Source organism: Citromicrobium bathyomarinum (assembly GCA_001306305.2).
In the GTDB taxonomy this organism is placed as follows: domain Bacteria; phylum Pseudomonadota; class Alphaproteobacteria; order Sphingomonadales; family Sphingomonadaceae; genus Alteriqipengyuania; species Alteriqipengyuania bathyomarina.
Map to the genome: position 1 here is coordinate 395,787 of CP155577.1, position 11,544 is coordinate 407,330.

General features: G+C 65.9%; 16 protein-coding genes. 4 read left to right on the plus strand and 12 right to left on the minus strand.

Annotated elements, in window-relative coordinates; all coding sequences use genetic code 11:
* Positions 1-52: 52 nt before the first annotated feature.
* Positions 53-883: a universal stress protein gene (locus VO57_001940; protein ID XBL70119.1), complete on the plus strand. Its 831-nt coding sequence runs from the start codon at positions 53-55 to the stop codon at positions 881-883.
* Positions 884-938: 55 nt separating this feature from the next.
* Here the strand turns inward: VO57_001940 and VO57_001945 are convergent, their stop codons facing one another.
* The 8 genes from VO57_001945 to dksA form a co-directional block, all read right to left on the minus strand.
* Positions 939-1,931: an aldo/keto reductase gene (locus VO57_001945; GenBank protein XBL70120.1), complete on the minus strand. Its 993-nt coding sequence runs from the start codon at positions 1,929-1,931 to the stop codon at positions 939-941.
* A gap of 11 nt (positions 1,932-1,942) precedes the next feature.
* Positions 1,943-3,160 (minus strand): kynureninase, encoded by a 1,218-nt coding sequence (gene kynU, locus VO57_001950; protein ID XBL70121.1) that lies wholly within the window; start codon positions 3,158-3,160, stop codon positions 1,943-1,945.
* The gene (kynB, locus tag VO57_001955) at positions 3,153-3,779 is read right to left on the minus strand and encodes an arylformamidase (GenBank protein ID XBL70122.1); all 627 of its coding nucleotides are present in this window, start codon (positions 3,777-3,779) and stop codon (positions 3,153-3,155) included. Before kynB ends, kynU begins: the two co-directional genes overlap by 8 nt.
* Positions 3,776-4,582 carry a tryptophan 2,3-dioxygenase family protein gene (locus tag VO57_001960; protein ID XBL70123.1) on the minus strand — a complete coding sequence of 269 codons (807 nt, stop codon included), beginning with the start codon at positions 4,580-4,582 and terminating at the stop codon, positions 3,776-3,778. The genes kynB and VO57_001960 overlap by 4 nt, the downstream gene beginning before the upstream one ends.
* 41 nt (positions 4,583-4,623) lie before the next feature.
* Positions 4,624-5,040 (minus strand): DUF4112 domain-containing protein, encoded by a 417-nt coding sequence (locus VO57_001965; protein XBL70124.1) that lies wholly within the window; start codon positions 5,038-5,040, stop codon positions 4,624-4,626.
* Positions 5,041-5,056: 16 nt separating this feature from the next.
* Positions 5,057-6,574, minus strand: a complete 1,518-nt coding sequence (locus VO57_001970; protein XBL70125.1) for an ABC transporter substrate-binding protein — start codon at positions 6,572-6,574, stop codon at positions 5,057-5,059.
* Between the two features lie 50 nt (positions 6,575-6,624).
* The gene (locus VO57_001975; GenBank protein XBL70126.1) at positions 6,625-7,005 is read right to left on the minus strand and encodes a PilZ domain-containing protein; all 381 of its coding nucleotides are present in this window, start codon (positions 7,003-7,005) and stop codon (positions 6,625-6,627) included.
* Positions 7,006-7,133: 128 nt separating this feature from the next.
* On the minus strand, positions 7,134-7,592 hold the full coding sequence (gene dksA / locus VO57_001980; GenBank protein ID XBL71380.1) for an RNA polymerase-binding protein DksA: 459 nt from the start codon (positions 7,590-7,592) through the stop codon (positions 7,134-7,136).
* A gap of 315 nt (positions 7,593-7,907) precedes the next feature.
* Between dksA and VO57_001985 the strand changes: the two genes are divergently transcribed.
* A complete protein-coding gene (locus VO57_001985; protein ID XBL70127.1) occupies positions 7,908-8,234 on the plus strand; it encodes an SEL1-like repeat protein in 327 nt (108 codons plus the stop codon).
* A 3-nt stretch (positions 8,235-8,237) separates the two neighbouring features.
* Here the strand turns inward: VO57_001985 and VO57_001990 are convergent, their stop codons facing one another.
* The 4 genes from VO57_001990 to VO57_002005 are packed head-to-tail and all read right to left on the minus strand — an operon-like array spanning position 8,238 to position 10,789.
* Entirely contained in the window at positions 8,238-9,374 is a 1,137-nt protein-coding gene (locus VO57_001990; protein ID XBL70128.1) for a GNAT family N-acetyltransferase, read from the minus strand.
* A 40-nt stretch (positions 9,375-9,414) separates the two neighbouring features.
* Positions 9,415-9,879 (minus strand): RidA family protein, encoded by a 465-nt coding sequence (locus VO57_001995; protein ID XBL70129.1) that lies wholly within the window; start codon positions 9,877-9,879, stop codon positions 9,415-9,417.
* A complete protein-coding gene (locus tag VO57_002000) occupies positions 9,876-10,502 on the minus strand; it encodes an HAD family hydrolase (protein ID XBL70130.1) in 627 nt (208 codons plus the stop codon). The genes VO57_001995 and VO57_002000 overlap by 4 nt, the downstream gene beginning before the upstream one ends.
* The gene (locus VO57_002005; protein XBL70131.1) at positions 10,499-10,789 is read right to left on the minus strand and encodes a DUF3572 domain-containing protein; all 291 of its coding nucleotides are present in this window, start codon (positions 10,787-10,789) and stop codon (positions 10,499-10,501) included. The genes VO57_002000 and VO57_002005 overlap by 4 nt, the downstream gene beginning before the upstream one ends.
* A gap of 54 nt (positions 10,790-10,843) precedes the next feature.
* Here VO57_002005 and VO57_002010 point away from each other — a divergent pair, with 54 nt between their 5' ends.
* Positions 10,844-11,212 carry a response regulator gene (locus VO57_002010; GenBank protein XBL70132.1) on the plus strand — a complete coding sequence of 123 codons (369 nt, stop codon included), beginning with the start codon at positions 10,844-10,846 and terminating at the stop codon, positions 11,210-11,212.
* An 83-nt stretch (positions 11,213-11,295) separates the two neighbouring features.
* Complete coding sequence (locus VO57_002015; protein ID XBL70133.1) at positions 11,296-11,541, plus strand: acyl carrier protein; 246 nt, start codon at positions 11,296-11,298, stop codon at positions 11,539-11,541.
* Positions 11,542-11,544 lie beyond the last annotated feature (3 nt).

Below are 11,544 nucleotides of genomic sequence, written 5' to 3' on the forward strand. Positions count from 1 at the left end.
TCTTGCGGGTGGCAACCGATCCCATTACCCTTCCTCCCAACAGGAGGTAATCGTGACACAGCACCCCATCCTTGTTGCTACCGATTTCAAACCCCGTTCGGACCGCGCCGTGGATCGCGCCGTCCAGCTTGCCCGGGAAACCGGACGCGAACTGGTGGTCGTCCACGCGGTCGAAGACCCGGACGTCATCCGGGTCGGGCCTTCGCTCGAGGAACGGGTGGCCTCGGTCATGCCGGAGAATGTGGGCGATTATCGCTGCCTGTTTCCCGAGGGATCGGCGCCCGCCGCCATCGCGCAGGCGGTGGAGGACGAGGATCCCTTCTGCCTCGTCATCGGCGTCGCGCGCTACAATTCGGTCGGCGACTTCTTGCTCGGCACAGCGGTCGACATGCTGCTGCGCCGGTCGCCCTATCCGGTGCTGGTCGCCAAGGAACGGCCGCGCGCAGCTTACGAGCATATCGTCATCGGGACCGACCTGTCCGACGCCTCGAAACGCGGCGTGGAGGCGGTCGTCCGCATGTTCCCGCAGGCGCAGCTGCACCTCGTCCACGCATTCCACGTCCCCTATGAGGCGTGGCAGAACGCCGAATATGTGCGCAATGAACTGGCAGCCGCGGCGCAGGAACAGTGCGACGGCTTCACCGAGCAGCTGGATATTTCGCAGGCATGCCGTGAGCAAATGACCATGGAGCAGGTCGAAGGATCGCCGCTCACCGCCATCAACAGGACGATTCGCAAATACGACGCGCATCTGTGCGCGCTGACCTCGCATGGCTACGGCGGCTTGCGCCAGGCGCTGATCGGCAGCACGGTCAGCGATCTGCTGAAGACCCTGACCATCGATACGCTGGTCATCCATCCGGAGCATGAGAGCGCGGCCTGACGGAAATCTGGCCCGCCCGGCTGGTGCCGCCAGGCGGGGATAGAGTGGCCTCGCCCTACAAGCGCACCATCCGCATCCCGCGTTCGCCGTAGCGATCGCCCTGCGCAGCGCCGGGAGGGACCGCTGCCGACAATTCCGCCAGGTCGGCGTCCGACAGTTCGAGATCGGCGGCGGCCACCGAGTCGCTCATCGTGGCGATGCGCTTCACGCCGGGGATCGGCACGATGTGGTCGCCCTGCGCGATCAGCCAGGCGAGCGCGACCTGAGCCACGCTGGCCCCGTTGCGATCGGCGATGGTGCGGATCGTATCGACGATCGCGAGATTGGCGTCGAAGTTCTCCTCCGACCAGCGCGGGTCCTGCCGCCGCCAGTCGCTCTCGCCCAGATCGTCGCGGCTGCGGAAATTGCCGGTCAGGAACCCGCGGCCGAGCGGGCTGTAGGGCACGAAGCCGATGCCCAGTTCCTCGCAGGAGGGCAGGATGCCGTCCTCGACGCCGCGCTCCCACAGCGAGTATTCGCTCTGCAGCGCGGTGATCGGATGGGTCGCGTGCGCGCGGCGCAGCGTTTGCTCGCCCGCCTCGGACAGGGCGAGGTGGCGGATTTTCCCCTCCGCCTTCAGGTCCGCCATCGTGCCGACGACATCCTCGATCGGCACGCTCGGGTCGACGCGGTGCTGGTAGAACAGGTCGATCGTGTCGATCCCCAGCCGCTTGAGCGATGCCTCGCAGGCGCGGCGGATATTGGCCGGGCTGCTGTCCGCACCGGTGATCTGGTCGCCTTCGAAGCGAAAGCCGAACTTGGTCGCGATGACGAGGTTGTCGCGCTTGCCGCGAATCGCGCGGCCGACCAGTTCCTCGTTCTGGAACGGCCCGTAGATTTCGGCGGTGTCGAAGAAGGTGACGCCCAGGTCGATCGCGCGGTGGATCGTCTCGATCGCGTCGTCCGCGTTCGCCTCGCCGTAGACGATGTTGCCGCCCGCAACCATCGGCATGCAGCCGATCCCGATGGCGGATACTTCGAGGCCCTGGCCCAGCGTGCGGTACTTCATCGGTCTTTTCCTCAGGTAACGGCGGCTCTGGTCGCAAATTCGTCGCGCTGCCACTCGCCGCTTTCCAGCACTTGCGCGAGATGGCGCGCGGCTTCCGCAATATCCTCGAACCGCAGGTACGCCGGAGCGAAGCCCAGCCGCAGGATATCGGGATCGCGAAAATCGCCGATCACGCCGCGCGCGATCAGCGCTTGGCTCAGCGCGTAGGCGTTTTCGTGGCGGAAGCTCAGCTGGCTACCGCGTTGCGCAGGGTCGCGCGGGCTGACCAGATCGAGATCGAGGCCGGCCACGCATTCGCGGAAGAACTCACTCAGCGCGCGCGATTTGGGGACCAGCGCCTCCATTCCGATCTCTGCGATCAGCTCCACGCCCGACTCCAGTGCCGCCATCGCCAGTACCGGCGGCGTGCCCGCGAGCAGGCGTTTGACGCCTTCGCCCGGCTCATACTCATCGGAAAAGGCGAAGGGCTGCGCGTGGCCGAACCAGCCGGTCAACGGCTGCGAGAAATCGCCGTGGTGCCGCTCGGCCACGTAGGCGTAGGCGGGCGCGCCGGGGCCGCCGTTGAGGTACTTGTAGCCGCATCCCACCGCGAGGTCGGCATTCGCGCCGTTCAGATCCACCGGCACCGCGCCGCCCGAGTGCGACAGGTCCCACAGCACGATCGCGCCGACATCGTGCGCGGCCTTGGTCAGCCGCTCCATGTCGAACATTTCGCCGGTCTTGTAGTGGACGTGCGTCAGCAGCAGCAGCGCGACGCTTTCGTCAAGCGCCTCGATTATCTTGTCGCGCGCGGCCAAGCGCTGTTCGACCTGCGGCTGACCCTGGATCATGTAGAGGTCGGTCGGGAAATTGCCCGGCTCGCTGAGCACCACCTTGCGGCCCGGATTGAGCGACAGAGCCGCGCCGATCAGCTTGGCGAGGTTCACCGAGACCGAATCGCACGCGATCACTTCGTGCGTCTGCGCGCCTACCAGGGGCGCGATCTTGGCACCCACACGCTGGGGCATTGCGATCCAGTCGCCGCCGCCGCCAGGCAGTTCGTTCCAGCTGCGGATCAGACCCTCGCCCCACTCGGCATCGATCACTTTATGCAGGCGTTCGCGGCTTGCCTTGGGCAAAGGGCCGAGCGAATTGCCGTCTAGGTAGATCACCCCCTCGGGCAGATCGAACCGATCGCGGAAATGCGCGATGGTATCGGCGGCATCGAGTGCACGCGCACGCTCAAGCATCGGGCAGCTCCCGCAAAATCGCGCGGCACAGGCCCGCATCGCCGCCGCCGACCTTCAGCGGCAGAGCGATCAGTTCGTACAGGCCCGCAGGCACGTCATCGAGCACCAGCCCTTCGAGGATGCGCATGTCGTGCTTCAGCACCGCGAGATGCGCGTCCATCGTCTTGCTTTCCTGCGGATCGACCGAGGGCGCGTCGGTCCCGATCAGGACCACGCCCTGCGCCGCGAGCCATTCGATCGCCTCGGCCCCGATGGGGAGCCAGTCGCTGCGCCATTCCTCATGCGGGAAAGCATCCCAGGTGCGGAACAGCACACGGTTGGCATATTCGAGATCGGGCAGGTCGCCGATATCGATCTCCCCTTCGACGCCGCGCGCATCGACCACGATGCAGGTGCCGAGATACGGATCGAGGCTCATGCTGGCTGCATCCGCACCATCCGCCGCGTAGTGCAGCGGCGCGTCGGCATGGGTGCCCGAATGCGTGCTCATGGTCATCCGGCCCACGTTGACCGGCGATCCGTCCTCCATCTTCCACGTCCGCTCGAACGCGAAGTCGGTATCGCCCGGCCACACGGGCAGGCCCGGACGGAGCACCTGCGAGATGTCCCAGATCTTCACAGAACTGTCCTCACGGACAGCAGCTCGGGGAAGAACACCTCCTTCAGCACGCCTTCGAGATAGCCGACGCCCGAGGTGCCGCCGGTGCCCTTCTTGAAACCGATGATCCGCTCGACCGTCTTCAAGTGCCCGAAGCGCCAGCGCTGGAAGTGGTATTCCAGATCGACCAGCTTTTCCGCCAGCTCGTACAGGTCCCAGTGGTCGTGCGGGTTCTGGTAGATCGTCACCCATGCCGCCTCGACCGCATCGGATTTCTCCCACCGCTCTTCGCGGTCGCGGTTCAGCACATCTGCGGGAATGTCGAAGCCGCGCTTGGCGAGCAGGCGCACGGTCTCTTCGTAGAGGCTAGGCTTGGCCAGCTCCGCGCGCAGCTTCGCAGCCACTTCGGGCACCGCCTCGTGCATCGTCACCATGTTCGGTTTTCGCCCGCCGAGGATGAATTCCATCAGGCGGTATTGCGCGGACTGGAAGCCGCTGGAGGTGCCCAGATGCGGGCGGACCAGCGAATAGTCGTGCGGGGTCATCGTGCTCAGCACGTTCCAGCTCTGGATCAGCTGCTCCTGCGCGCGCGCCACGCGGGCGAGCATCTTGAACGCGGGGCGCAAGCGGTCCTCCCGAATCGCCTCGCGCGCGGCCTCCAGCTCGTGCAGGCACAGCTTGAGCCACAGCTCGCTCGCCTGATGGACGATGATGAACAGGAGCTCGTCCTGCGCATCGGAGCGCGGATGCTGCGCGGCGAGAATCCGGTCGAGATCGAGATAGGAGGCGTAAGTGACGCCGTCATTGTCGGTCGTGTCTGGCATTCACCCGCCCTAGCGGCTTGCACGCGCGGCGCAAAACCCGCTCAACGATCGACCACCGTTACGTGCGGGTGATGCTTGGACAGGTAGTTCTTCACGATCTTGAGATTGCGCGAGTTGGAACGGAAGGCGAAGTCGGCCACGTCGCCCACCAGCGGGACGAAGCCGATCACCCCGTCGACCGCGACGTTCCCGATCATCCGCGACATGTGCCACTTGGACATGCCGAGATTGCGGGCCTCCCACACGATGTAGGCGCCCATGGCGACACCGAAAATGTCGCCCACCACCGGGATCAGGCCGACGATCGCGTCCATCCCGACATCGTAGTTGATCCCCGGGATGGTCATGCTGCGTTCGGTCAGCTGTTCCATCATCTGGATCCGCCGATAGACCGATGCAGGGTCTTTTCCGGCAGGCATCTCGATGCCCATCAGGTTGATCGTCTGCGTCTCACCCATTGGAAATGTCCCCGTTCTACCAGGCCTCTACCCCTGCCAACGCATAAATGGGGTGTCTGGACCACGAGTTCTCGGAAAAACCTTCCAGCCCGCTGCGGACCAGCGACCAGCGGACCGGCGCGCCCAGCGGAATATACACCTCGCGCGCGATCAGCGCACCCTCGGCCTCGGCCAGAAGCGTCGCGGAGCCCTCGCCCGGCTCCGGCCGCAGCGACTGCGTCACCAGCTCGTCCGCTTCGGGCGAGCAGGGGCCGCGCAGCAGCTCGCAATTGAACTGGTTGAGGAACCAGCGTGCGCTGGGATAGCGCGCCACCCGGTCGATCATCACCAGATCCGCCCCTTGCGGAAACTGGACCCGGCGAAGCTCCACCCCGATCGTCGCCAGGTCGAGCGAGAGCGCGCGCACCAGCACGTCGCTGCCCGGCCCCTCGGGCACCCACAGGCGGACGCGCGGTGCCTGCCCGGTGCGGCGCTGCCAGTCGACCACCTGCTGGCGCGCGCGATCGCGCCGCTGATCGATCGAGAGCGACGCCCAGCGTTCTCCGGGCGACACCGTATTGCCCGGCAGGCCGACGGGCACGACTCGGGTCGAGGGCTGCCATCCACCCAGACTGAACCCCTCGGCCAGTGCCGCGCGGTCGATCGCCATGGACAGCGCCTCGCGATTCTCGACCTCGGCGAAGAAGCCCTGTTCGTTGCTCACCAGCATCCCGAACAGGCCCAGCGCGGGGTCCAGCCGGATGGTCCCGCGCGACAGCGGGCCGGTATCGGCCAGCGGGAGGGTGAAGACCGTCCCGTCGAGCAGCGCCGCCGCCTTCCCCTGGCTGAATGCCTCGTTGGCCTGCACCCCGGGCAGCGCCCGCAGGCGGACGGTCTTGCCCAGCTCCTCGGGCTCGCGCTCGGGCAGACCGATCGATTCGGGCGGGGTCGGACGCAGGATCGCGAGGTCGCCTTCACGCTCCAGCCGCATCGGCGCGATCGATTCGCCGTCATGCATGATCGCCAGTTCGGGCTGAGCGAGCAGTTGCAGGAATTCGGGCATCGGCCCCGTCAGGCGGATTTCGATCACCCGCGCGGTCATCGCGCGCACATCGTCGATCTTTCGCAGGTCGAGGCCGAGCGAGGTGCCGCGCAGCTGGCGGATCGTCGCCAGCAGGCTGGCGCGAGCGTCCTCTGCGGTCAGTGGTTCGCCATCGGACCAGGTTAGCTGGCGCAGCCGGAAGATGTAGCTGCGCCCATCCTCGGTCACGATCCAGCTTTCGCCCAGCGCGGGCACGACCTCACCCTCCGCATTGAGCGCGACGATGCCCGACGCGGTCGCATCGCGGACCAGCTGCGCCCCGGGCGAGAGGCGCAGACCGTCTTCGAAAATCGAATCGGGGGCACCGATGACCACCACCGGCAGGCCGTCTTCTTCCCCCGTATCGCCGCATGATCCCAGCGCGACCGCCATCAGCGCGGCGGCAAGCCACCGCAAGCCAGGTGGGGGACGCCCGGCGGGCGCGAAACGATTGGGGATGAACTGGCTCGGCACGGCAACCGGCCCTTAGCAGGCCGACGCGCCGGGGTCAGCGCGGTTTCGTGCTAGATCTTGCGGATCGAACGCGGCGAGGCCTGTTGGGCCGACGGCGGCGCGATCGAGGAAGGCCGGGTATAGCGCGGCGTGCTGTCGCCCGCGGGTGCCGGAGCCTCGCGAACCTTCTTCGAATCGATTTCACTGTCGAACACGATGCCGAAGCGGTTGTCCTGCGTCCACGCGACCGAGCCGGTGACGCGGCCCACATTGCGCAGGTCCACGGCCAGACGCATGCCCCGTTCGACGTACAGATCGGCCTCTGCCATCATCCCGCCGTCGGAAAGGTTGCGCACCTTCACGCGAGTCGACTGGCCTCCGTCGGCCAGGGTCAGTTCCGCCGTCAGGAACAGGCTGTCGCGCTTCACAGATCTGGTATCGATGGCGTTCATTCGGTCGTCTCGGTCTGTCCGGGTCGCAGTGAGGGGCCTGTGACGGCCCTTTGCTGCATCTAGCGCGAGACAGGCTAAGAAAGTTTAAACACCGCTTTACCGCAATTCCCCGCGGCCCGTGGGCGGGATCAGTCGTTGCGGGAGATTTTCTCGCGCCGCTCGTGCGCTTCCTGCGCCTCGACCGTCATGGTCGCGACCGGGCGCGCGATCAGGCGCTGCAGGCCGATCGGATCGCCGGTGACTTCGCAATAGCCGTATTCACCCGCGTCGATCCGGCGTAGCGCGGCGTCGATCTTGGCGATCAACTTGCGCTGGCGGTCACGGGTACGCAGCTCGATTCCCCAATCGGTCTCACTCGACGCGCGATCGGTCAGGTCGGGTTCGCGCAGCGGCGCATCGGCAAGGTTCTGCAAGGTGCCGCCCGCTTCGGTGCGCAGCGAATGCTTCCATTCGATCAGCAGCTTGCGAAAGAACTGCTGCTGCCGCTCGTTCATGTATTCTTCGTCGTCGGAGGGCGTATAGTCGTCCGGCAAGGCCTTGTTCGCCTTGGCCAGAATTTCGCTTTCGCTGAGCGCTTCTGCGGCCATCACGTCCTCTATCTCTTCCGGTCCCACCCGTGACCGGCTCCTCTCATTGCCGTCAAGGCAAGCAGCGGAGCCTATGGCGGCGGCTCTTAGCAGGCATGCGATGCCGAACAAGCGCTTATCCCCGAAAGTGAAACTAAGTGTCGCTGCGCGAACGAATGCACGCCGAACCGAACCTGCGCATCCGTCGCGGCTGTACCTTGCGCAACCGGCAGAAAGAGGCGCGGCCATTAACGGCCTGTTTACCATGACCAGCAAGAAGTGAACGGGCGGGCTGCAACCCGTCTAGAAGGGGATAATGAGGACAGGGGAATTACCATGCGACTGACCAGTGTAGAAATCGAGACGGCCACACCGGCCACCGACCAGATTGCCGACCTAACGATCGCGCGGCTGATCGCCGCTGCCGCCGATGGCGATGGGCAGGCGTGCTACGAACTGGGCGTCATCTGGTCGACCGGGGGCCACGGGCTCGACTGCGACCTGATCGAAGCGCACCAGTGGTTCAACCTCGCCGCCGCAAGGGGCCATCAGGAAGCGGCCTGGTGCCGGGCTGACATTTCCGACGAGATGACCGCCCGCGAAATCGCCGAAGCACAGCGCCGCGCGCGCCAGTGGATGATCGAACATCGCAAGAGCGCCTGACGACTAGCTTTTCCTGAAGGGCGTTCGCTCTTCGAGGAAGTTCTGTTCCGCCGCGATGCCCTGCCGCTCGCGCTCGAGGAACTCAGCCACCGCGGCGCGCAGGCCCGGATCGGCTATATAATGCGCCGAGCGTGTCTGCACCGGAGCATATCCGCGCGCGAGCTTGTGCCCACCCTGCGCCCCTGCCTCCACACGCGACAGCCCGCGCGCGATCGCCGCGTCTATCGCCTGATAATAACACAGCTCGAAATGCAGGAAGGGGATGTCGACCAGGCACCCCCAGTAGCGCCCGAACAGCGTGGTCCCGCCGATCACGTTCATCGCGCCCGCAACCGGCTGTCCGTTCAGATACGCGAAGATCAGCAGGATCTGCTCACCCATCCGCTCGCCCAGCAGGGTAAAGGCCTCGCGCGTCAGATAGGGCGTGCCCCATTTGCGCATTCCGGTATCCTGATAGAATTCCCAGAACGCGTCCCACACATCCTCGGTCAGGTCGGCGCCGGTGAGGTGGCGAATCTCGACCTGCTCTTGCGCCTTCGCGCGCTCCTTGCGCAGATTCTTGCGCTTGCGACTCGCGAGCGTATCCAGAAACGCGTCGAAATCCTTGAATCCGTCGTTTTCCCAGTGGAACTGCAGGTCGCTGCGAATCAGCCACCCGGCACGCTCGAACAGCGGGACCTGATCGGGTGAGAGGAAGGTCGCATGCGCGCCCGACAGGGAATGTTCGTGGCACACCTGCTCGGCCGCGTTCAGCAGCGGCGCGGCGAACGCCTCGTCTTCGAACAGCAGGCGCGGGCCCGTGGCCGGGGTGAAGGGCGCGGCGATCTGGAGCTTGGGATAATAGCGCCCGCCCGCGCGCTCGTACGCGTCGGCCCAGCCCTGGTCGAACACGTATTCCCCGCGGCTGTGGGACTTGAGGTAGGCAGGCAAGGCGGCGTGGATCGTGCCGCCGTCGTCCGCAATCGTGATCGGTGCAGCCTGCCAGCCGGTGCCCGGTCCGACGCTGCCCGAATCCTCCATCGCGGAGAGGAACGCGTGGCCGACGAAGGGATTGTCCTCGCCCGCCACCCGGTCCCACGCCGCCGCGTCGATACCGGCGACCCCGCCGTGGATGCGTGCCGTGAGCTCTCTATCCGCCATTATCGCCGATATGGGAACGCATGGGGCGCTTCGCGAGCCGCTAGTGCTGCGGGCGCAGCGCGATGATCGCGTCGACCTCGACCGCCGCACCCAGCGGCAGGACCGGCACGCCGACCGCTGCGCGGGCATGGCGGCCCGCTTCTCCGAACACGTCGAACATCAGTTCGGACGCGCCATTGGCGACCTTCGCCTGATCGGTGAAATCGGCGGTAGAATTGACGAACGCGCCGAGCCTGACGACACGCTCCACCCGGTCGAGCGAGATGCGCGCGCCTTCCAGCTGGGCAAGAATCATCAGCCCGCATGCCCGCGCGGCTGCAACCCCGTCTTCCAGGCTCACGTCATCGCCCAGCCGCCCGGTGACCAGTTCGCCATCGACGAAAGGCAATTGCCCGGAAAGATAGGCGAGGCCGCCATGCACCGCGACCGGCACATAGCTGGCAACGGGGGCGGCAGCCTTGGGCAGGGTGATCCCCAGTTCGTCGAGGCGGGCCTGGATGGTCATGCGGGCTTCTCCAATCGGTTGAGTATCCATGGCAGCGCTTCGTGCCACGTATCGATTCGGGCGTGCGCATCGCCCGCCTTGGCTCCGCATGCAATATGCGGGGCGAGGCCGGGCTCGCCGCACAGGTGCAACCGGGCAATATCGGGCGCATGCTCGCGCGCCGAGCTGTGGTGCTGCGACAGATCGTCGATGAACACCGCGCGGCTGGGGGAGTATTCCTCCAGAATCCGGGCGATCGCCCCGCCCTTGGGGCCTTGGTTGGTGTAGACCTTCACGTCGATACCGTGGCGAGCGAGCTGGCGCGCGCGATCCTCCTGCCGGTGGTCCAGCAGGTTGGTCAGCACCACCACATCGGCCTGCTCGGCCAGCGTGCCATAGGCCTCCACCGCGCCCGCGATCGGCTCCTGCCGTTCCATTTCGGTATCGAAGAAACCGTTGAGCAACCGCCAGATGTCCTTCTGCTCGACCGTCTCGCCGCTCTCGCGGCGGGTCAGCGCGGTGGTGAAATCGGGCGCGTCGAAGGCGAAGTCGATGGCGTGCGCCTCGCCCAGCCAGTCGCGGAAAGGCGCGACCATGTGCAGCAGCACTTCGTCGCAATCGGTGATGACCAGCGGGCGGCTCATGCAGACAGCTCCCGGTGCGCGGCGATGATCACCGCCGGATCGACATTGAGCGCATCGGCGGCGAGGACCAGATCGGGCTCGTGCGCGGCGAGGAATTCGAGGACCGCAGCCTGCACGCTCTTGTCCTCGATCCCGTGGCGCAGCCGTTCGGGAGTCAGTCCGGTCAGCGAGAGGAGACGGTCGGCCCGCCGCTCGTCGGTCAGGATCCAGCCCAGCGCGCCCAGTGCCAGCGCTTCGGCATCGCTATGACCGCCGTGGGAGGGGTCCGGTGTCGTGGGCGTTGTCATAGGGGGGGCTGGTGGCCTATCCGATAGCGGGGGAAATCAGGAGTTGGGCGAGACGTGGCAAAACGCATCCTTGTTGTCGAGGACAACGATCTCAACCGCAAATTGTTCTGCGATGTGCTGCGCGCCAAGGGCTACGAGGTGCTGGGCTGTGCGGATGGCAATTCGGTGATCGCCTCGGCGCACCAGTTCCGCCCCGATCTCGCGATCATGGACATCCAGCTGCCGCATGTCTCCGGCCTCGACCTGATCGCGCAGATGAAGGCCGATCCCAAGCTCGCGGGCGTGCCCGTGCTCGCGGTGACCGCCTATGCGGGCAAGGGCGACGAAGACCGGATCCGCGCCGCAGGCGCAGAGGATTACCTTGCCAAACCGGTCTCCATCGGGCCCTTCTCGGCCAAGGTTCTCGCGCTGATCGGCGAGTAGCGCCGCCTCGCGAAAGCTTGACAAATCCGGGCCGAAAGCGCTTTGGCGGGCCCTTCCCCAATTCTTCTTAGAGGATGCCCGCGATGGACCGTGCCGAGATCGACCGGCGAATCCGCGACCTGATCGAACCGTTCAACAAGAACGGGGTCACGATTACCGATGCGACCACCTTTCAGGGCGACCTCGAATTCGACAGCCTGACCGTGATGGACTTCGTCGCCGCGATCGAGGACGAGTTCGACATCATCATCTCGATGAACCAGCAGGCCGAGATCGAGACCTATGGCCAGCTGGTCGATGCCGTGAAGAAACTGGTCGACGCAGGGTGATCG